Origin of the sequence: Erythrobacter sp., from assembly GCF_036351135.1 — a bacterium.
Classification (GTDB): domain Bacteria; phylum Pseudomonadota; class Alphaproteobacteria; order Sphingomonadales; family Sphingomonadaceae; genus Erythrobacter.
Window position 1 is genome coordinate 57330 of the sequence record NZ_JAZBON010000009.1, and the last position, 20908, is coordinate 78237.

Sequence of the window (20908 nt, forward strand, 5' to 3'; positions counted from 1 at the left end):
GATGTGCGGCAATACATTGGTAAATCGAGCTCATTCCGTTATGAAACGTGAGACTACAGGCAAAGAGCGACCTGTGGTTGCGAGTAAATCGCGCGCAGACGATCCCCGATCTGAGCTGTAGCCTTGCAGATGGATGGCATCCCTCGGACAGAGCCAAAAAGGCCGACGAGACATAACCTAAAACCTGCCGATGACAGCCAAGCGACGATCTTAGTGCTATGCTCGACCATAGCGGAGATGAGCGATGCCATACTGGCAAATCTCGCTTCGTGAGCGTGTTGCTGGCTGGGTCTGGGAGTGCCGAGATCAAGACGGTCGTTTTGTTTGTGAGTCATCAACGGCGTTCAAGCGTCGTTGGCAAGCTGTACGGAACTTTGAACTGAGGTTCGAAGATCACTGGCCAATCATGACCGCGCGCAATGCAATTACGCTGCAAACGAAAGCGAAGTGGGTGTGCGGGCTTTAATGCCCCACACCCCATCGCTGTGAGGCAGATGTGGAAACAGCAGTTCTAATAGCGGTCGTCGCCATTGTCGCGTTGCTCTCTGGGGCAGGGCTCGGCTGGTTTCTCGGTTCGAAACCGGCAGCAGAACTACGCGCGCAACTCGGCGCGCGCGACGAGGAATTCAAGCGCGCCGTGGCCGAGCTGGGCGAAGCGCAAATCGAGCTTTCAGCGGCGAATGAGCGGGCGGGGCGGGCCGATCGGCTCGACGAAGAGCTCGAGAAGGTCCGCGGCGAGAATGCCGCGTTCAAGGCGGAACGCGCCGGTTTCGAGGAGCAGAAGCGCCTGCTCGAGGAATCGCGCGCCGGCCTGCTCAAGGAATTCGAGAATACCGGAGCCAAAGTGCTCGAAGCCGCGCGAGAGCGTTTCTCGAGCGAGGCGACCAGGCGGCTGGGTGAGGCCGAGGCGCAGAACAAGGAGGCGGTGGCGAGCCTTCTCAAGCCTGTAAGCGAGCGCCTGCAGAAATACGAAGATCAGGTCGGCGCGCTCGAACGCCAGCGCTCGGATGCCTTTTCGCGCCTGCATCAGCAGATCGAGGATATGCGCCTGTCGCAGGACGAGGTGCGCCGCGAAGCCCAGCGCCTGGGCAATTCGCTGACCAACGCGCCCAAGGCGAGGGGGCGCTGGGGGGAGCGGGCGCTGCAGAACGTGCTCGAACAATGCGGGCTCGCCCAGCATACCGATTTCCATCTCGAGCAATCGATCGAAACCGAGGAGGGGCGCCAGCGCCCCGATGCGATCGTTAACGTGCCGGGGCAGAAGAAGCTGGTGATCGACGCCAAGGTCTCGCTGAACGCCTATCAGGCGGCGTTCGAGGCCGACGACGAAGCCGAACGCACGCGGCATCTCGACCTCCACGCAAAGTCCATGCGCGGCCATGTCCAGACGCTCGGCAGCAAGGGCTATCAGAGCCAGTTCGAGGATGCGCCCGACTATGTCGTGATGTTCGTGCCGGGCGAGCATTTCGTCGCTGCGGCGCTCGAACACGATCCCGAGCTGTGGGATTTCGCGTTCCACAACAAGGTGCTGCTCGCCACACCGACCAATCTCGTCGCGATCGCGCGCACGGTCGCGCAGGTCTGGCGGCAGGACAAGATGGCCGAGGAAGCCGCCGAGATCGGGCGCGCTGGCGCGGAACTGTACGATCGCCTCGCGGTCGCCGCCGAACATATGAAGCGCGTCGGCGGGGGCCTCGAAACCGCGGTTAATAATTACAACAAGTTCGTTGGCAGCTTCGAGCGCAATGTGCTTTCGTCAGGGCGCCGTCTGGCGGAGAAGGGCATCGAGATTGGCAAGCGCGAGATCGAGGATGTGCCGCTGGTAGAGGCCACGCCGCGCTACAACAATGACGATGTCGCAAAGCTCGAAGATGGGAGCGAAGATACCCGCGACGCGGCGGAATAGCTATTCCGCCCGGCCTTGCGCTTCGGCCTCGTTAGGGCATCACGCGCGGGCAATCACCGATCGGAGGCGCCGCCATCGCTCTTTCGCCCGCAACCCGCCGGTGGCTGCGCATCTTCGGCATCGCGCTGGCGCTTTTCGTCCTGCCGATTGCGCTGCTCTATCCCTTTGCGGACGCTCCGATCGAGCAAGCGCTTGCACTGGGCGCGCTGTCGCCCGTGCTCGCCTTTCTCGCCGTCATCGGCCTGTTGCTGCTCGATAGCGTTGCAGCCATCCCGCACGGCTTTGTCGGCGCGCTGGCTGGCGCTGCTCTGCCGTGGGCGGCGGAGTGGTCCGCGACCTGGCTCGGCCTGATGGGCGCGAGTTCGATTTCCTACGCGATCGGACGCTTCGCCGGACGCCCGCTCGCCGCCAGGATCGTCGGCAAAGCGGATATGGCGGCGGCCGAGAAACGCGCGGGCGCAATCTCCGCACTGCTGCTGTTCGCCACCCGGCCCGTGCCGGTGGTCGGCGAGGTAATCCTCGTGGCATCCGGCATCGCGCGCTACCCCTTCAGGCGGTTCGTGATCGCCATCGGCAGCGCCAACGCGCTGCTCTCGCTCGGCTATGTCGGGATCGGACAATTCTTCGGCGAGGGCCAGAACGAGCGGATCGCGCTGATCGCAGCCATCGGTGTGCCGCTTCTGGGCGCGGCGCTCTACTTCGCCGGCGTCGCGTTCTCCAGGCTCGCGAGGACTTCGTAGGCCAGCACCGCGCCCGCCACCGCGGCGTTGAGCGAATCGGCGCGGCCGCGCATCGGCATGGTCACCCGCAGGTCGCATTCCGCTTCGTAAACGTCCGGAAGCCCGCGGGATTCGTTGCCGACGAGGATGACGCATGGCGCCGCGTAGGGCGCGCCGCGATACGGGACGGCGTCGCGCAAGCTGGCGGCGACCAATTGCGCGCCGCCCGCGCGCGTCCAGCCGAGGAATTCTTCCCAATTCGCCCGCGCGAGGCCGACGGTGAAACAGGCGCCCATGCTCGCGCGCACCGCTTCGGCGCTGAACGGGTCAGCACAGTCGCCCACCAGGATCAGACCGCCCGCGCCCACCGCATCGCAGGTGCGCAGCATGGTGCCCAGATTGCCGGGATCGCGCAGATCTTGCGCCGCCAGCCAGAGCGGCGCGTCCGCAGGTTTAAGGCGCGCGAGATCGGTCTCCCATTCCTCGAACACGCCGAGCACGCTTTGCGCATTCGACTTGCCGGTGACCTTGGCGAGGATGTCGGGCGTGGTCGTGAGGATCGTGCCGCCCGCCGCCGCCACTGCCTGCTCGAGCTGCACCACCAGCGGATGCGGATCGCGGCCCTCCGCCATGATCAGCTCGCGCGGCAGGCGGCCGCTTTCGCGTGCATCTTCGAGCAGCCGCAGGCCCTCGACCAGGAATTCGCCGGCGCGGCGGCGATGTTTCTTGTCGCGCAGGCTGCGCCAGTGCTTGACGCGTGGGTTGGAAAAGCCGGTGATGTGCCTGCGCATGGTTCACCCCACCTCACACGCATCGCGGCGCGGCGGGGGTCATTCCTCGCCGAAACCGTCTTCGACGAGGCCCGCAAGCTGCGCCATAACGACTTCGCTGTCGTCGCCCTCGACGATCAGCTCGACGCTGTCGCCGCGCGCCGCGCCGAGCATCATCAGGCCGAGGATCGATCCGCCCGCCGCCTCGTGCCCGTCCTTGGCCACGCGCACGCCGACGCCTTCGGGGAGGGCGGCGACCGCGCCGACGAACCTGGCGCTCGCGCGGGCATGGAGGCCGCGCTTATTTACGATGGTGACGGTTCGGCGCAGCTCGCTCACATAGCCCCCATCGCGCCTAATTCCCGCCGCTCGCCGCGCGCGGTTCGTCCTCGGCGCCAAGCAGTTCGCTGGCGACGGTGATGTAGTTGCGGCCCGCGGTCTGCGCGGCATGGCAGGCTTCGACCACGCCCATCTTCTTGCGCGCGCCGGCGAGGCGGATGAGCATCGGCAGGTTGATCCCCGCGATCACTTCGACGCGCCCGGCTTCGAGCAGCGAGATCGCGAGATTGGACGGGGTGCCGCCGAACAGGTCGGTCAGGATGATGACACCCTTGCCGTTGTCGACCGCACCGATCGCATTGCCGATATCTGCGCGGCGTCGCTCCATGTCGTCATTGGGGCCGATGCAGACCGTCGCGATGCCGTCCTGCGGGCCGACGACATGCTCCATCGCCTCGACGAACTGGTCGGCAAGACGGCCGTGGGTGACCAGGATCAGTCCGATCATGCGCGGTGTGGTTCCCTCATGTCCCCACGCCTATGCGCACCTTTGGTCGGAAGCGTCATCTCGGGGATCGGTCCTTGGTCCTGGTATCGTAACATGCGTACCAACCGGCAAGCTCACATATCGCCTTCGATCGCATCGGCGGCGCGCGAACCCAGATTGCGGTGGCGGACAGTGGGCGAAAAGCCCGCGCCGCGCAAGACGTCCGCCATCCGGTGCGCGGTGTAGACCGAGCGGTGTCTCCCTCCGGTACAGCCGAAAGCGATGTGGATATAGGCTTTGCCCTGCTCGTCATAGCGCGGCAGCAGGTCGAGCAGCAGCTCCGACATCAGGGCGAAAGCGCGCGAAAAGGCGGGATCGGCGGCGATATGTTCACCGACCGGGGCATCGAGACCGGTAAGTTCGCGCAAACCTTCGACCCAGTGGGGATTGTCGAGAAAGCGCATGTCGAAGACGAAATCGGCCAGCGGGGGCATGCCGCGCGCGAAACCGAAGCTGGAGACGGTGAGGCTGGGCTGCGCGGGTTTCTCATCGGCGAAGATTTCGCGAATCCGGGTCTGCAGATCGTTGACGGTGAGCTCGGTCGTGTCGATGACGATCTCGGCCCAACGGCGCAGCGGCTCCAGCAATTCCCTCTCGGCGGCGATCCCTTCGCCCACCATCCGGCCCAGCGCCATCGGGTGACGGCGGCGAGTCTCGTTGTAGCGGCGCTCGAGCTCGGCGCTCTGGCAATCGAGAAACAGGAAGGTGAGCGCGATGTCGCCGCGTGCGGTCAGCGTTTTCACGAGCTCGATGATCTCGCCCGGGACGAAGCCGCGGGTGCGCGAATCGAAGCCGATCGCCAGCGGCGCACGGCTCTGCGCCGGACCGTCGCCCTCTTCACCCACCAACCGTTCGAGCAGGCGGACGGGGAAGTTGTCGATCGTCTCCCAGCCGAGATCCTCGAGCACGTCGAGCGCGGTCGATTTGCCCGCGCCCGAAAGGCCGGTGACAAGCAGCAGGCGCTGCCTGTCGTCTTCAGTGGGCGGTGTGGGGTCGGCGGTCACGTCGCCTCCTCGGCCATCGCGCCGACGGCCAGGCCGTGAACCTTCAGCGCCCATTCGGCGCGGATCGCGGGGGCCTTGTGCCCAGGGACGAAGGGCAGGATCGGGATCTCGACGCCGAGAATGTCGCGAGCGATCAGGCGCTCGGGAAACCTCTCGGCGTGACCCGTCTCGACGAGGTTCAGGATGAGGGCCGCGGGCGCGGCTTCGCAGACGGGCAGGGTGATGAGGCCGACACCGCGTATTTCGAGCAGCCCGGCGATGTTCGGCGGCGGCGCGGCTATGAGCGTATCGCCCTCGCGCGACAGCCGCACGCCATCATCGCCGATCAGCCGCGCTCCGCGATCGATCAGCGCCAGCGCGAGGCTCGATTTTCCGCTTCCCGGCGGCCCTTCGACAAGGACCGCCCGCCCTCCGATTTCGACGGCGCTGGCCTGGATCAGCATTATCGCCTCCTATGCCACCGGCAGCCGAAGCGTCAGGCAGGCGCCCGACGCTCCGTCGGGACGCGCCTCTGCGACGAGCGATCCGTCATGGGCTTCGGCGATGGTGCGGGCGATGGCGAGGCCGAGGCCCGAATGGTTGCCGAAATCCTCGCCCGGCGGGCGCACCGAGTGAAAGCGCTGGAACACCTTTTCGCGCGCCTCTTCGGGAATGCCCGGTCCGCTGTCGCACACGGTCATGCTGACGCAGTTGCCGTCATTCTCGATCGCGACCTCGATCGGCGCATCGGGTGGGGAGAAGGAGACCGCGTTATCGAGCAGGTTCTCTACCACCCGTTCGAGCCGCGCGCCGACCCCGCGCACTTCGGCGCCGGGACCGTGCGCGCTCAGTTCGATGCGGTGATCCTGGTTCTCGGCGCGATGTTCGCGGCTGCCGATGATGGCGCGCACGAGATCGGCCAAGTCGATCCGCTCGCGCCGGGCGCGGCTCATCTCGGCATCGATGCGGCTGGCATCGGAAATCTCGCTTACCAGCCGGTCGATCCGGCGCACATCGTGGGTCGCGATCTGTTCGAGCTCGCGCCTGGTGTCGGCGTCGGTCACCTTGGGCAGCGACTCGACCGCGCTGCGCAGGCTCGCAAGCGGGTTCTTGATCTCGTGCGCGACATCGGCGGCGAAGCTCTCGACCGCGTCGATCCGCTGGCGCAGCGCGAGCGTCATGTCCGAAACTGAGCGCGCGAGCTGGCCGATCTCGTCCCCGCGTTCGGGCAGGCGTGGGACCTCCACGTCGCGTTCGCGCCCGCGCCGCACGAGCTGGGCCGAGCGCGCGAGCAATTGCAGCGGGGTGACGATGGTTCGCGCGAGATAGAGCGAGAGCAGCGCCGAGGCGCCGAGCACGCCCAGCACCGCGATCACGAGTGCGGTGCGCGCCGCGCGCACGCTTTCGGTGATGTCCACCGCGTTGCGCACCGTCAGCAGGGTTGCGCCGTTGAGCCCGACAGGGGCGGCGGCGGTGATGACCGGCGTGCCGTCGCGCCAGTCGTAGAGCCGCACCTGCGACAGGCCGTCCTCGCGCGCCTGCACCAGTTCGGGCCAGGCATCGACGGTCTGCGCCTCGGGTTCGACGTAATCGGGCACCGCCTCGGCGCTGACGATCGTATCGACGAAGCGATCGAGCCAGCGCGCCCATTGCTGGTTCCAGGTGTCGTCGGTGATGTCGTCGAGCTCGAAGGCGGGTTCGGCGAGCGCGAAACTATCGGCCCATAGCCGTCCTTCGGCATCGAACATACGCATGCGCATGCGCTGTTCGCGGCCGATCTGCACCAGCAGCGCCTCCTGCCGGTCGCGGGTCGCCCCGGCCAGCGCCTCGGCGGTGATCTGCGCCTCGATTCGGGCGAGCTTGAAGCGTTCGTCGATCAACTGGGTGCGGTAAGTGTCGAGGTAGAACAGCCCGCCCGAAAGCAGCGTCAGCGGCAGAATGTTGACGACGAGGATACGCGCGGTGAGCGAGAACCGTCCGGCCCTGTCGCGCATGTCGCCGATCCCGATGGGCCGGGAGGCCGGAGCTTGGGGAGGGGCAGCTTTGGGGGGGTGCGCGCTGGCGGCCCGAACCGACCGTGACGAAGTTGGAGACTGTCCCGGCGCTGAGGGTTCGGCGGCCCGTTCCTTACCCATGCCTGTGCCGACGCCATGCGCGCTCTCAGCCATCGGTGAAGCTGTAGCCCGCGCCGTAGAGGGTATCGATCGCGCCGAATTCGGGATCGACGCTGCGGAACTTGCGACGCATGCGCTTGATATGGCTGTCGACGGTGCGATCGTCGACGAAGACGTCGTCGGGATAGGCGGCATCCATCAGCTGGTTGCGGCTCTTGATGACGCCGGGCCGCGCCGCGAGCGCTTCGAGAATCAGGAACTCGGTCACCGTCAGGCTCACCGGCTTGCCATCCCAGGCGACGTGGTGGCGGGCCGGGTCCATGAACAGCCGGCCGCTCGTGATGCTCGGATTGACCGGCTCGGGCGCGCTCGTCTCGTGGCCCAGCGCGCGCTCCGGCTCGGCGCGGCGCAGGATGGCGCGGATGCGCGCGGTCAAGAGGCGCAGGCTGAAGGGTTTGGCAATGTAATCGTCGGCGCCCAGTTCCAGCCCTGCTTCCTCGTCGGCCTCGTCGTCTTTACTGGTTAGGAAAATCACCGGCAGCGGCGAATGGGCGCGCACCTGACGCAGCAATTCCATCCCATCCATGCGCGGCATCTTGATATCGAACACGGCGAGATCGGGCGGGTTCTCAATCAACGCCTTCAGCGCGGTCTCGCCGTCTGAATAGAGCCGGGTGACGAACCCCTCAGCCTGGAGCGCGATCGAGACGGTGGTGAGGATATTGCGATCATCGTCGACCAGCGCGATCTCGACCGCGCGGCTGCCGCCCTTTGTCGGCACGGCGTCACTCTCCGCGTCGCTGGGGCGTGTCGCGGGATCGGTCGCGGCGTCCTGTTCCATAGCAGAATCGGAGGCCTGCTCGATGTTCGCCTGCGCCGGATCGGTATGAGTGGTTTCGCCTGTCATTCGCCTTCGAATTCATGTCGTCGTATTGATGCCGCGCGCCGCGATTGGCCGCTCTTGCGAAGGGTAGCGCGATCGCCGCGCGGTGACAATCAAACAGCGGGCGCGCCCCTCTTCGCATATGCGGCAGAGAACTGGCGAAAATTGATGCAACGCAGCGATTTTTGCGCGCGTTTGACGGCGCCCGAACCTCTAACTATGCCCGATTGTCTGAATTGGGATCTGCGCATCGAAGACGCCCCGTCGGGCTGGCATGAAGCGGCGCGGCGAGGGGTCGGAGGCGGCATTCGCACTGCGCGATGCCGTCCGGCGCCGATCCCGTTCCGACGCGTTTCGCGCGCCAAGGCGGTCTTCGACGCCTGGCGCCTTTCACTGGAGGCCGACGGCTTGACCCCGCTTGCACAATCGCTGAATTCGCAGGGGATCGATACCCCCGCGACGATCCACCCTAATCTCACCACGCCCGCGCTAGTCGAGGCGGCGCTGTGTGCTGGCGAGGGGGCGCTTTCGAAGCATGGCGCGCTGGTCGTCAAGACGGGCGCGAAGACCGGGCGCAGTGCCAATGACAAGTTCATCGTGCGCGACGAGGTCACCGAGGACACCGTATGGTGGGGACGCGTCAACAAGGCGATCAGCCCCGATCATTTCGCCGCGCTAAAGGCGGATTTCATGGCCGCGCTGCGCGAAAAGGACGCGCTCTACGTCGCCGACCTGTTCGGCGGGTCGCAGCCGGAACACCGCGTCAATGTGCGCGTCATCAACGAGCTTGCCTGGCACAATCTCTTCATCCGCACGATGCTTGTGCGGCCCTCGGTTGAAGAGCTCGGCCATTTCGCGCCCGAATATACGATCATCGACCTGCCGAGCTTCAAGGCGGATCCGGACCGTCACGGCACCCATTCCGAAACCGTGATCGCGGTCAATCTGGCCGAAAAGCTGATCCTGATCGGCGGCACGCGCTATGCCGGCGAGATGAAGAAAAGCGTGTTCGGCATTCTCAACTACCTTCTGCCCGAAAAGGGCGTGATGCCGATGCATTGCTCGGCCAATATCAGCGCGGATGGCAAGACCGCGGTGTTCTTCGGCCTGTCGGGCACGGGCAAGACCACGCTCAGCGCCGATGCCAGCCGCACGCTGATCGGCGATGACGAACATGGCTGGTCGGACAGCGCGGTCTTCAATTTCGAAGGCGGCTGCTATGCCAAGATGATCCGCCTTTCCGAAGAGGCCGAGCCCGAGATCTACGCCACCACGCGGCGGTTCGGCACCGTGCTCGAAAACGTAGTGATGGACGACAAAACGCGCGAGCTCGACTTGGACGACAACAGCCTCGCGGAGAACACACGCGGCGCCTATCCGATCGACTTCATCCCCAATACGAGCGAACACAACTTGGGGCCGGTGCCGAGCGATGTCGTGATGCTCACCGCCGATGCCTTCGGGGTGTTGCCGCCGATTGCGCGCCTGACGCCGGACCAGGCGATGTATCACTTCCTGTCCGGCTACACCGCCAAGGTGGCGGGGACCGAGATCGGCGTGACCGAGCCGGAGGCGACCTTTTCGACCTGTTTCGGCGCGCCCTTCATGCCGCGCCATCCCAGCGTCTACGGCAATCTTTTGAAGGAGCGGATCGCGAGCGGCGGGGTCAGCTGCTGGCTCATTAACACCGGGTGGACCGGCGGCAAATACGGCACCGGCCACCGCATGCCGATCCAGGCGACCCGTGCGCTCTTGAACGCGGCGCTCGACGGCGATCTGGATGATGTGGAATATCGCAAGGATCTCAATTTCGGTTTCGACGTGCCGGTCAGCGTCCCGGTGCTGGCGGCGCAGGGGATCGACCAGTCGATCCTCGATCCGCGCAGCACTTGGGACGATGGCGCGGACTACGATGCAGCGGCGCAGAAGCTGGTGCGGCTATTCATCGAAAACTTCGCCGAGTTCGAGCCGCATGTCGATGAAAGCGTGCGCCGGGCGGCGCCGGCAGCTCCAATCGCGGCTTGAACGCCGCAGCCCGGCACCGGCCCCGCGCATCGCCAGCATTGGCGAAAGAGCAGGAGCCTTGCGCGCGGCCCTCGCGTTCGGCTTGTGATATACAGCAACACAGGAGTTTTGATATGAGCGCGCTCGACATGATTCTCAAACAGGTTTCGGGTTCGCCCGACACGGTTGCCGCTCTTGCTGCCAAGGTCGGGATCGATCCGGCGCTGGCGGAAAAGGGGCTCGCGGCCCTTGGCAAGGCGCATGACGAGCCAGGCGACACTGTCGCACTTGCATCGCAAAAAAGCCCGCTCGATCCGGCGGCTTTGCAGGCGATCCTCGCGCAGCTGGGCGGCGAAAGCGCGCTCGGCGAAATGACGCGCCGGGTCGAGACGAGCGATCAGCTATCGGACTTTGCATCGATGCTCGACCGCGACGGCGATGGCAGTGCGATCGACGACATTGCCGGAATGGCCGGCAATTTCCTGAACCGGAAATAGAGAAAAGACCGCCGCGCGTCCCAAGGACGGGCGGCGGTCTCTTCGTAGGCGAGTGAGCGGGTGGGGCGCGCCCCGTCCAGCTCAACCTTGCGGCAGGCAGAGCCGGCCCAGGACCGCGCGGTGATCCGAGCCGTTGTCGGGCATGACCTCGAAACGTTCGACCTCCAGATCGCCTTTCACCATCATGTGATCGAGCGGCCAGCCGAGCAGCAGCAGATTGGAGGGAAAAGTGGCGAAAGTGCCGCGGCCGATGCGCGGATCGTCCCAGTCGCCGCGCTCGCGGAATTTCGAGGTCGTGGGCGACCAGGGAACATCGTTGAAATCGCCCATCACCAGGGCGTCGGGCAGCCTGTCGGGCGTCTGCGTCGCCGCGGTGATGATGTTTTCGTCCCGCTCCTCGGTGTTCCAACCGGGCAGGGGCGGCTTGGGATGCAGGCCGATGAACTCGACGCTGCGGTTGCCGACCGGCTGGAGCGTCGCATAGACCGTCGGTGTGTTGCGGTTCGAATCCTCGACCACGTTGACCTTCGACGTCGGCAGGTTGGTCGCGAAGACGAGACCGAACGCTTCGGGCTGCGGATGCCGGGTAACGCTCGAATAATTCGCCAGCGTCGGCTCGAGCGCGTCAATCCATTTCTGGTCGGTTTCCATCAGGAACAGGACATCGGGGTTCACCTCGCGAACTTGCGCCGCGACCTGATCGAACTTCGTGTTCTTGACTTTCACATTGACCGAAAGCGCGGTGAAGCAGCGATCCTCCGCGGTCTGCGCCACAAGGTCGATATCGGTCGGCGCAAGACCCGAATAAGGCCAGATGCGCCAGATATTGACGAGGATGGCGACACCGAAGAGCAGTGCAAGGAGCCCGCGTCGTCCGGTCGGAACAAGTACCGCGATGGCAAATACGAGCGCGAGAAAATAGGTCATCGGTTCGCGCACGAGATCGATGGTGCGCACGAGCCAGTAGTCGGTCGGCAAGAGCGAGACTAGAGTTGCGATCACGGCGAGGATCCCCAGCGCGATCAGTATCCATTTTATAAATTTCATGAAGGCCCCTTTCCCTTAACATAAAGCACGCCGGGGCGGGCGGTTCCGGGAAGTTGCAAGTTTTCGAAGAGAGGCGCTGTCGAGCGGCGGAACAATAGCGCGCGCAACGGCGTGCTTGGCTGCGTCTTATAGCATGAGGCGCCCGACTTACGATCGGGGTGTCAGGCGGACGACCGGGCAACCGCCGTAATTCGTTCGAGCGATCAGGATCAGAGCGCTCAGTCCGCCTGCGTACCGTCGTTTTCGTCGCTGTCCTCGATCGCCGCGACCATTTCGGCCGACCCACTCCTGATCGCGACCGGCTTGCCCTCGGTCGCGTCTTCCAGCGATTCGAGAAGACGGCGCGCCTGCTCAGCCTGGCTGCTGCCATGGGGATCACCGGCGAGCGGCTGAAGCGACTGGCGTGCCAGCTCGATCTTGCCCTCCTGCAACTGCATCATCGCGACGTTGAACCACAGCGCCTGATCGAACGGCGCGAGTTCGGCGGCGCGTTCGAGCGCATGGCGGGCATTTTCCGGCGGCTGCGCGCCGCGCTCGGCGTAGCTGCGATAATAGTAGATCAGCGGCAACGGGTGGTCGTTTTCGATGGCATTGAGCGCGGCGAAGGGCGCCATCGCCTCGTCGTAGGCCGCCGCCTCATCCTCGGCATCGCCCGCCTTGCGGAACATGGCGTAGCCCTTTTGCACGTAGGCATTGGCCCGGGTGGGATCGAGCGCGATGGCGGCATCGGCAGCGCGGATCGCGGCATCGTCCTCGCCGACATCGTATTCCGCCTCGGCCAGCGCGGTCAGCACGCCTGGATCGTTCGGATATTGGGCGGCAACGCGCCGCGCCTCGATCACAAGCTCGGTCGCCTCCGCCCGGTCGACGCCGCGCTGCGAGCGGATGCGCAGATCCATCATCGCCGCCTCGCCTTCGGGCAGTTCGCGGATTTTGATCGGACCGATGGAGATCCATTCCGGCGGTAGTTTGAGCGCATTGATGCGCCGCTGTCTGAGATAGCTGTCGAGATCGTCCTGCAAACGATCGAGGTCGCCGAACGCGGTCCTGCCCGCCTCGAGCGGTCCTTCGCCTGCCACGATCGCACGTTGATATTCCTGTAGCTGGCCTTTGCGGTCATCGGCAAAGGTCAGGTAGTGATAGAGCAGCCAGGAGCGTCCGTAGAATGCGTCCCTTGCGTCCCTGCGATCCTCACCGTCCGCTCCATAGGTCAGCAATTCGGGGACCTTGATATTGGCGGCGTAGAACAATTCGCCCGAGCGATGCTCTGCCGGTCTTCCGATCCAAACCGAACCGTCGCGCTCGAAGCTGGCCGAGGCGAAGAATTCGGCGGCACCTTCGTTCAGCCAGCGCGGCATGGCGAAGCGCGACTGCGACAGCAGGAAATGGTGCGCATATTCGTGCAGCAGGATCGTCATCGAGAAATCGAGAGAATTCCCGTTCCGGTTGCGAATATCCTGGACGAAGGCACGCGAGGCGCCGGCGCGCGGGACGTAGAAGCCCGCGACGAAGCGCGATCCGGTAAGCCTGCGGATGTCGCGCTCGCCGCCGACTGCGAAGATCGTCACACGGTTCGACGGGCTCGGCTTATCGACTTCGCGACCGGTCAGCAGCTCCATCGCGGCATGGTACCGCTCGAGATACTGGGCGAATTCGCGAATGTCCTTCTCGCTGTCGTCGGCATAGATGACGAAATTGTCGCTCGACGCCTCGTACCATCTGGCCGAAGCCGGGTCCGCGACAAGAAATGCGACAAGAAACGCAAAGACGGTGAGGTGACGCGAAATCATAGAAGGTGACCTTCGCAGTGCAGGTGTGAATTTTACCTGAGCGGCCCATGATTTTGCAAGCGACTTCTATCCGTCGGCCATATGTCCGGCAGCGTCGAGATAGGACCAGATCCGGCTGACGACGACCGATCCTTCGCCGACCGCGCTCGCCACCCGCTTGACCGAACCCGCGCGCACGTCGCCGACCGCGAAGATGCCGTCCGTGCCCGTCTCGAACGGGGTCGCCCGGCCGACATCGCCGCCGGTCAGGACGAAGCCGTTATCGTCCACATCCACGAGGCCCGAAAGCCATTCGGTGTTGGGCGCTGCCCCGATCATGATGAACAGCGCGCGTGTCTCGACCCGGCGCTCTCCTTCCGGCCCGGTGAAGGTCACGGCTTCCAGCCAGTCCTCGCCGTGAAGCTCGGTGACTTCGGTCTGGTAGTGGATGGTGATCCGAGCGTCCGCCTCCAGCCGCCGAGAGAGATAGCTCGACATCGAATCGGCAAGGCTGCCCGAACGCACCACCAGATGCACATGCGGCGCGGTGCGCGAGAGATACATCGCGGCCTGACCCGCCGAATTGCCGCCGCCGATGACCACCGCCTCGGTGTTGCGGCAGAAGCGCGCTTCCATCTCGGTCGCCGAATAGAAGATGCCGTGACCTTCGAGCTCTTCCAGATGGTCGAGTGGCAGGCGGCGATACTGCACGCCGGTGCTGACGAGAATGGCCTTGGCGCAGATCTCGTCGTCATCGTCGAGCTTGGCGCAAAATGTCCCGTCTTCACGCTTTTCGAGGCCGACGACCCGGCGCGGCATGACGAAACGCGTGCCGAATTTCAGCGCCTGGATCTGCCCGCGATAGGTGAGGTCGGTGCCGCTGATGCCGGTGGGAAAGCCCATGTAATTCTCGATCCGGCTGGACGTGCCCGCCTGCCCGCCGACCGCAATGTCCTCGATCACCAGCGCATCGAGCCCTTCCGAGCCCGCATAGACCGCCGCCGCAACGCCCGCCGGGCCGCCGCCGACGATCAGCAGGTCGAACGTGCGCTGCGAACAGATATCGAGATCGAGATTGAGGAATTGCGCCACCTTGCGCGGGGTAGGATTGTCCAGTTTGCGGTCGGTGCCGACGATTACGCCGGGCTCGTGGCTTAATATGTCGCACGCCTCCAGCGTCTCGCTGTCGCCATCGTCCATGTCGTAGCTCGAGAAGGGAATACGATTGCGCGAGAGGAAGCGTTCGACCTCCTGCACCGCCGGATCGCGGTCCGCCCCGATAATCTTCACCGAGCCGTTCGACATCTCGAATTGGCGGCGGCGGCGCGCGGCGAAGACGGTGATGATATGGTCGGACAGCTCCGGAATGCGCGTCATCAGCTCGAGCATCTTTTCGCGCGGGGCCTCGATCACGCGGGTTTCCTGGGCCGCGCGCATCTTCAGGTAATTGGTGCCGCGATTGAGAAAGCCGATCTCGCCCATGAATTGCGTCGGGCCGAGCGAGGCTTCGAGCAGGCGCTCGTCGGTATAGGGGTCGACGACCTCGATCTCGCCTTCGAGCACGTAGACGAAGGTGTCCATCGGCTCCCCGATTTCAGCCACGGTCTCGCCCTTGGCATAGCTGCGCTCGCGTCCGATCTCGCAGATCGCATCGACATGCGGGTCGGCGAGCGGCACGCGCCGCATTGTCTCAAGGTCTTCTCCGAGTTGCTCCACCTGTTCGCCTCCTTCGCGCCGCTTCGTGAGAGATAGGAACGCTACGGCATACGGCCAGAGGCGCGCGCTAGGCTTTCGCCTCGGCGATGTAGCGGCCGACCGTATTGCCGACGACATCGAGCGGCGCATTGCCGCCGAGGATGACGGCCGTGTTGAATTCGCGGAAGTCGTAAGCCGCGCCCAGTTCCGCCTCGGCCCGCGCGCGCTGACGCACGATCTCGGAATGGCCGATCTTGTAGGAGCAGGCCTGTCCGGGCCAGCTGCAATAGCGATCGACCTCGCCCGCGACTTCCTCTTCCTTCGATCCGTTTCGCTCGATGAAGAACCGGCGCGCCTCCGCCCTCGTTCAGCGTTTGGAATGCAGTCCGGTGTCGACCACGAGGCGGCAGGCGCGGAAGGCGAGGCTTTGGAGGTAGCCGAGCCGCCCGACCTTGAAATCGTCATAGGCGCCCAGCTCGTCGGCCATCTGCTCCGCGTAAAGCGCCCAGCCTTCGCTGAACGCGCCGAAGGCGAGGATCGAGCGGATGAGCGGCAAGCGGTTCGAATATTCGCCCTCCCAGACATGGCCGGGGATCGCTTCGTGAAAGGTCAAGTCGGGGAGGTCGTATCGGCGGTGAAGGTCGGTGGTGCGAAGGTTGATCCAGAAGCGGCCCGGTATCTTCCCATCCTTGCTGCCCGCGCCGCCATAGGCGCCCGGTGCGCCGGCTTCTTCGTTAATGGGAATGCGGCGGACTTCCATGTTGGGATCGACCAGCTGGGTAAAGGCGCGCGGCATTTGCGCCTTGATCCATGCGATGCGTTCATCGATGAATTCGAATATCTGATCGCGGCCCTCATCGCCGGGAGCGAACATGTAGCGCGGGTCTTCGGACAGCGCCTGCATCCGCTCGCCAACCGAGCCTTGCGTGTAGCCGATTTCCTTGAGGATCGGGTCCATCCGGCCGTGCAGCTCGGCGAGCTCTTCGAGACCCTGCTGGTGGATTTCGTCGGGGCTGAGCGATGTGGTGGTGGAGGCGCTGGTTGCCCAGCTGTACCATTCCTCACCTTCAGGCTGCGCCCACATGCCGGCACTGCTGCCCGCGAGTGCGCGCTGCGCCTCCAATTCGCTGCGCTGGCGTTCGAGCGCGGGGATGATCTGATCGCGCACGATCTGTTCGGCCTGGCGCGAGGCGGTGGTCGCGGCGGCGAGGTCGCTGGCGAGCAGCGGGTCGACATAGGCGCCGCCGCTATTGGCCGCATCGGCGAGGTTGGTCTCCATCTGCGCGAGCGTCTTGTCGAGCAGGAAGTCGGGCGGGACCAGTCCGAAGCCGCGCGCATCGGCAATGCGCTGCGTCTCGCCGTCGAGCACCCGGTCGACCTCGCTCAGACGACCGAGATAATACTCGACATCTTGGCGGTCGCGCAGCGGCTGGGTCGCGCCGAAAAAGCGCGGAAAGTCGATATAGCCGCCGACATTCTGGATCACGAGATAGGGCGCGTTGCGCCACGATCCGACCGCGACCTCGCCATAGGGGAGCGCCATACCCTCAAGCGCTTTGGAGAACGCGCTTTCGACCACTTCGAAGCCGATCTGCTGATCCGCGGTAAGGCCGTCCTTGGGATAGTCGCGCGCGATGGCGAGCTGTTCTTGTAGCGTCGCGCGATAGGCCTCGCGCCCCGCTTCGCCTGCCGTGCCGAAGGTCCCGCGCCAGTCGGCATAGGCGCCATCGTCGACGCCTAGCCCGGTCGCGCGGCCCGGCTCGTGCTGCAGCATGGCGTAGGCGATCCGGTCTAGCGTCTCGTCCGGACCGTAGGCCGCCGCAGGGCCTGCCGAAGGTTCGTAGGCCGCGCCCGCGCAGCCCGGGAGGAGTGCCAAAGCGGAAACGCCGCCAAGCCCTGCAAGGGCCTGGCGGCGCGTAAAATTCGTCTGTGTGTCGTGCATGGAGGCGGTGTTAGAGCGCCCCTCAATCAAGTCAATCAGTCCCTGAGATCGGGCGGAACCTGGCCGCCGGCAAGCGCAATCTTGTTCATGACCGCGCGGTGAAGCGCCATGTTCTGTTCCGCCGTGCCAGAATAGGGGACCAGGCCCAGTTCGTCCGCCAGTTGCTGACGGGCCTCGTAGCTGGAATCGATCCCCACGAGCTTCATCAGGTCGACGATCGAGGTGCGCCAGTTGAGCTTGTCGGAGCCCGGTTTCGCATCGAGCCGCTTGGCCACGTCGACTTGGCTGATCGCCTCGCGCTCGGGCCGCTTTACCTTCTTTGTGGTCGGTTCGATCGGGGCCTTGGGCGGCTCCTTTTCGCTCACATCCTTTTCATCGTCGCCGAAAATCGCATCCTTGATCGAGCTGAAGATACCCATGTCGTCCTCCTAGTTGACCTTGCTCGACCAACCTTCCTAAGGCGCGCATGTTCCTTGGGTTGCCTGGGCGGAGAGGAGGCGCGGCGCAATGACCACCGATCTCGTGCTCTCGATTGTCATGCTCGCCGCGATCCTGCTGTTGCTGGGCGCCTATGCGCTGTGGAAGCGCACGGGCGAGGCGAAGCAGCCAGCGCTGATGGTGGTGCTGGCGCTCGTCGCAATTGCCAACGTGCTGATCTGGACGGTTCCAACGAGCGACGGCACCGCGCCCGTCGATCGGATCGAGGATGCGGGGCCGCGCTAGGCGCCGATCGCTGCCTGATCGCTGCCTTCAGGGAATCTGCCAGGTCACCGCGCTGCTGAAGCTGCCCGCCGCCGGCTTGCCTGCCGCATCGCGCGCCGGGGCGAAGCGGGCGCGCCGCGTCAGCAGCTTGCAGGTCGCCTCGTCGAGCACCCTGTGCCCGGTCGAGCGGGTGATGGTGCAGTTCGCCACCCGTCCTTCGGCATCGAGATCTAGGGTGAAGCCGGCCGTTCCGGTCAGCTCGCGATTGATCCAGCTCGAACGGTAATCCGCCTCGGTGATCCATCCGCCCGGATTGCCGCGCGGCGAGGCCGGCACGGGATCGAAGCGCGGACGTGGCGCGGGCGGCGCGATATCGGGAAGGCCGAGACCTGATCCCAGAACCGTGCCGGTCATATCGGGCAGATGGCCAACCGGCGCGTCGGCGCTGTTCTCGAAGGTGAAGCGCGTCTCTGGGCGCGGCGCGGGCAGGGGGATCGGCTGCGGCCGGACGCTCGGCGAAGTTTCGGGTGCGGCGCGCGGTTCGATCGGGGGCGGCGGCAGCGGCTCGACCGGCTTGGTTTCGGGGATCAGGAACCCTTCGAGCCCCTCATCGATCGGCTTGACCCCTGCCGTCACCGCAAGGCCGAGGACGAGCACCGCTCCGATCGCGCCGGGAATACCTAAGGCGCCCATCGCGGCGAGCGGGCTGGGACGTCTGGATTGGCTTGCATAGGACATGATCTCTCTCCTGTAATGCTCCACCGGAAGAGAGGCTTGCACGCCGAAACGCGAACGACAAGCATTATCGAGTTGCGTTTCGCGACGGGTAGTGAATTGAAATGGTTTGTGTTTTGGTTTTTTGGGCGGTCAGACGTCCGCCATTTCGACCGTTGTTCTTTTCCCGATCACCACCCCGCTCATCCTGAGGAGGTGAAGCCGAAGGCTGAAGCGTCTCGAAGGACGCTTAGGCTGATGTGGGTGCCTGTCCTTCGAGACGAGCCTTCGATACGCCGCTGACGCGGCTACTCAGTCTCCCAATATGAGCGGGGGTGGGGAAGCCATGAGTCGACGTTTCAAGCGTCGCAAGCGCAACCGCGCGCCCGCAGCGGGTCCGTAGCGGAGCGGAGGACGTCTAGCGAGGAGTTCGCCCGGAAGGGCGAACACAAACCAAAAGACGATTAAGGGATTGTCAAATCACTTAATCGGACAGTCCGGCGACAGGCGGAAGTCCAGGTAATTGTCCACCGACTTCATCATCTCTTCCATTTCGTTCTCGAAGAAATGGTTCGCGCGGGGAATTTCATCGTGGTGGATGGTGATGTGCTTTTGCGTGCGCAGCTTGTCGACCAGCTTCTGCACCGCGCTGGGCTGGACCACCGTGTCGGCGGCGCCCTGGACGAAGATGCCGCTGGCGGGGCAGGGCGCGAGAAAGGAAAAGTCGTACATATTGGCCGGCGGGGCGACCGAGATGAAGCCGCGCACCTCGGGGCGGCGCATCAGCAGCTGCATGCCGATCAACGCGCCGAAGGAATAGCCCGCGACCCAGGTGGTCTGCGCCTCGGGATGGATCGACTGCACCCAGTCCAGCGCGCTCGCCGCATCGGAGAGTTCGCCGATCCCGTTGTCGAAACTGCCCTGGCTGCGCCCGACGCCGCGGAAGTTGAAGCGCAATGTCGCGAAGCCGCGATCGGCGAAAGTGGTGTAGAGCCGCTGGACGATCCGGTCGTTCATCGTGCCCCCGCCTTCGGGATGCGGATGGAGGATCATGGCGACCGGCGCGCGCGGGCGCGGGGGCGGGGAGAAACGGCCTTCGAGACGGCCCTCGGGACCGGGAAAGATGACGGATGGCATCGGGTGAACCTTGTGCGATAGTGAACGCGCCGTTCCGGGTGGCACCGGAGAGCGCGCGCCCTATATACGGATCGCGACCCGGACTGCAATTTTTTAAGAATCGTTCTCATTAAGCGCCATAGCATGACCGATCGCATCTATCTCGATCACGCGGCCACCTCGCCGCTCCGTCCCGAGGCGCTTGCGGGCGTGCAGGAGGGGTTGTCGCTTTGGGCCAACCCGTCCTCCCCCCATGGCGAGGGGCGCCGCGCAAAACAGGCACTGGAGGATGCGCGCGAGCGAATCGGGCGCGCGCTGGGGTGGGACGGCGAGGTCATCTTCACCAGCGGCGCGAGCGAGGCGATTGCTCTGGGCCTGCAAAGATCGAAGGCGCAGCGCCGGATCGTCAGCGCGGTCGAACACGATGCGGTGTTTCGCGCATTGCCGGGCGCGCAAACCGTGGATGACGAGTCGGTGTTCGACGAGAATACGATACTCGCGGTGCAACACGTCAATTCGGAGACGGGTACGATCCATCCGGTCGACGACATGGCGGCGAAATTGCGGCAGGCGGGGGCGGTGCTGCTCTCGGACTGTTCGCAAAGTGCGGGGAAACTGGCGCTGCCCGATGCCGACATGCTGGTGGTTTCGGCGCATAAATTCGGCGGACCGATCGGCATCGGCGCGCTGCTGGTGCGCGATTTCGCGCTGCTCGAACCCGTCGGCGGGCACGAGCGCGGCTATCGCCAGGGGACCGAGAACCTGCCCGGCGCGCTTGGAATGGCGGCGGCGCTGGAGGCGGGCGAATGGGCGACCGACGCCAGCGAACGCGCCCAGTTCCTAGAAGCGCTTGCCGAACATCGCCTGACCATCGGCGAAAGCGTCGACTACATCGCGGCGCTCACCCATCCCACTATGTCCGCCCAAGCGCTGCTGATTCGGCTCGATGCGATGGGCTTTGCCGTGTCGGCTGGCAGCGCGTGTTCGTCCGGCACGCTCAAGAAAAGCCGCGTGCTCGATGCGTTCGGGGTTGCGGACGAGGTCGCCGCGCGCACGATCCGGGTGAGCATCGGGTGGTCGACGACTGCGGAGGAATTGGAGAATTTCGCCGAGGCTTGGAAGTCCCTAAACTGAAAAACCCGCTCATCCTGAGATTGTCGAAGGATCGTCCTTCCTCCTGCCGTGAACGCGCCAAGTGAAGAACAGCCCCCTTCGGCTGGC

19 protein-coding genes and 1 pseudogene are annotated in these 20908 nt (G+C 65.0%); 6 read left to right on the forward strand and 14 right to left on the reverse strand.

The features are described 5' to 3' along the window. Positions 1-496 precede the first annotated feature (496 nt). Together rmuC and V2I30_RS01420 are read left to right on the forward strand one after the other, a co-directional pair. The gene (gene rmuC, locus V2I30_RS01415; RefSeq protein WP_330660279.1) at positions 497-1906 is read left to right on the forward strand and encodes a DNA recombination protein RmuC; all 1410 of its coding nucleotides are present in this window, start codon (positions 497-499) and stop codon (positions 1904-1906) included. A 215-nt stretch (positions 1907-2121) separates the two neighbouring features. Further along, positions 2122-2646, forward strand: coding sequence for a VTT domain-containing protein (locus V2I30_RS01420; protein WP_330660280.1), 525 nt, complete (start codon positions 2122-2124; stop codon positions 2644-2646). Here V2I30_RS01420 and V2I30_RS01425 read toward each other — a convergent pair. From V2I30_RS01425 to V2I30_RS01455, 7 genes are all read right to left on the reverse strand, one after another. Then, positions 2601-3416 carry a TrmH family RNA methyltransferase gene (locus tag V2I30_RS01425; RefSeq protein ID WP_330660281.1) on the reverse strand — a complete coding sequence of 272 codons (816 nt, stop codon included), beginning with the start codon at positions 3414-3416 and terminating at the stop codon, positions 2601-2603. The two genes, V2I30_RS01420 and V2I30_RS01425, sit on opposite strands and share 46 nt — an antisense overlap. Positions 3417-3455: 39 nt before the next feature. Continuing rightward, positions 3456-3734 (reverse strand): HPr family phosphocarrier protein, encoded by a 279-nt coding sequence (locus tag V2I30_RS01430; protein ID WP_330660282.1) that lies wholly within the window; start codon positions 3732-3734, stop codon positions 3456-3458. 16 nt (positions 3735-3750) lie between these two features. Next, entirely contained in the window at positions 3751-4182 is a 432-nt protein-coding gene (locus V2I30_RS01435) for a PTS sugar transporter subunit IIA (protein ID WP_330660283.1), read from the reverse strand. 113 nt (positions 4183-4295) lie between these two features. After that, on the reverse strand, positions 4296-5225 hold the full coding sequence (gene rapZ / locus V2I30_RS01440) for an RNase adapter RapZ (protein WP_330660284.1): 930 nt from the start codon (positions 5223-5225) through the stop codon (positions 4296-4298). Then, positions 5222-5668 carry an HPr kinase/phosphorylase gene (locus V2I30_RS01445; RefSeq protein ID WP_330660285.1) on the reverse strand — a complete coding sequence of 149 codons (447 nt, stop codon included), beginning with the start codon at positions 5666-5668 and terminating at the stop codon, positions 5222-5224. Before V2I30_RS01445 ends, rapZ begins: the two co-directional genes overlap by 4 nt. A 9-nt stretch (positions 5669-5677) precedes the next feature. Then, a complete protein-coding gene (locus tag V2I30_RS01450) occupies positions 5678-7198 on the reverse strand; it encodes a sensor histidine kinase (protein ID WP_330660286.1) in 1521 nt (506 codons plus the stop codon). Positions 7199-7364: 166 nt separating this feature from the next. Next, positions 7365-8159, reverse strand: coding sequence for a response regulator transcription factor (locus V2I30_RS01455; RefSeq protein ID WP_442896890.1), 795 nt, complete (start codon positions 8157-8159; stop codon positions 7365-7367). A gap of 450 nt (positions 8160-8609) precedes the next feature. Here V2I30_RS01455 and V2I30_RS01460 point away from each other — a divergent pair, with 450 nt between their 5' ends. Together V2I30_RS01460 and V2I30_RS01465 are read left to right on the forward strand one after the other, a co-directional pair. After that, positions 8610-10226 carry a phosphoenolpyruvate carboxykinase gene (locus V2I30_RS01460; RefSeq protein ID WP_330660288.1) on the forward strand — a complete coding sequence of 539 codons (1617 nt, stop codon included), beginning with the start codon at positions 8610-8612 and terminating at the stop codon, positions 10224-10226. 113 nt (positions 10227-10339) lie between these two features. Further along, positions 10340-10702, forward strand: coding sequence for a hypothetical protein (locus V2I30_RS01465; protein ID WP_330660289.1), 363 nt, complete (start codon positions 10340-10342; stop codon positions 10700-10702). A gap of 81 nt (positions 10703-10783) precedes the next feature. On the opposite strand, the gene V2I30_RS01470 is transcribed toward V2I30_RS01465, so the two are convergent. From V2I30_RS01470 to V2I30_RS01490, 5 genes and pseudogenes are all read right to left on the reverse strand, one after another. Next, positions 10784-11749, reverse strand: coding sequence for an endonuclease/exonuclease/phosphatase family protein (locus tag V2I30_RS01470; RefSeq protein ID WP_330660290.1), 966 nt, complete (start codon positions 11747-11749; stop codon positions 10784-10786). A gap of 218 nt (positions 11750-11967) precedes the next feature. Next, positions 11968-13539 carry a hypothetical protein gene (locus tag V2I30_RS01475; RefSeq protein WP_330660291.1) on the reverse strand — a complete coding sequence of 524 codons (1572 nt, stop codon included), beginning with the start codon at positions 13537-13539 and terminating at the stop codon, positions 11968-11970. A gap of 66 nt (positions 13540-13605) precedes the next feature. Further along, positions 13606-15234 carry an FAD-dependent oxidoreductase gene (locus tag V2I30_RS01480; RefSeq protein WP_330660292.1) on the reverse strand — a complete coding sequence of 543 codons (1629 nt, stop codon included), beginning with the start codon at positions 15232-15234 and terminating at the stop codon, positions 13606-13608. Between the two features lie 67 nt (positions 15235-15301). After that, positions 15302-17155 (reverse strand): annotated as a pseudogene (locus tag V2I30_RS01485) (DUF885 domain-containing protein). Positions 17156-17190: 35 nt separating this feature from the next. Continuing rightward, positions 17191-17574 (reverse strand): DUF3597 domain-containing protein, encoded by a 384-nt coding sequence (locus V2I30_RS01490; RefSeq protein WP_330660293.1) that lies wholly within the window; start codon positions 17572-17574, stop codon positions 17191-17193. Between the two features lie 88 nt (positions 17575-17662). Between V2I30_RS01490 and V2I30_RS01495 the strand changes: the two genes are divergently transcribed. Next, positions 17663-17878: a hypothetical protein gene (locus V2I30_RS01495; protein WP_330660294.1), complete on the forward strand. Its 216-nt coding sequence runs from the start codon at positions 17663-17665 to the stop codon at positions 17876-17878. Positions 17879-17905: 27 nt separating this feature from the next. On the opposite strand, the gene V2I30_RS01500 is transcribed toward V2I30_RS01495, so the two are convergent. Together V2I30_RS01500 and V2I30_RS01505 are read right to left on the reverse strand one after the other, a co-directional pair. Then, the gene (locus tag V2I30_RS01500; protein WP_330660295.1) at positions 17906-18595 is read right to left on the reverse strand and encodes an energy transducer TonB; all 690 of its coding nucleotides are present in this window, start codon (positions 18593-18595) and stop codon (positions 17906-17908) included. A 456-nt stretch (positions 18596-19051) separates the two neighbouring features. Continuing rightward, complete coding sequence (locus tag V2I30_RS01505) at positions 19052-19708, reverse strand: alpha/beta hydrolase (protein WP_330660296.1); 657 nt, start codon at positions 19706-19708, stop codon at positions 19052-19054. A gap of 123 nt (positions 19709-19831) precedes the next feature. On the opposite strand from V2I30_RS01505, the gene V2I30_RS01510 reads away from it, so the two are divergent. Next, positions 19832-20821 carry a cysteine desulfurase family protein gene (locus tag V2I30_RS01510; RefSeq protein WP_330660297.1) on the forward strand — a complete coding sequence of 330 codons (990 nt, stop codon included), beginning with the start codon at positions 19832-19834 and terminating at the stop codon, positions 20819-20821. The last annotated feature ends 87 nt before the right edge of the window (positions 20822-20908 follow it).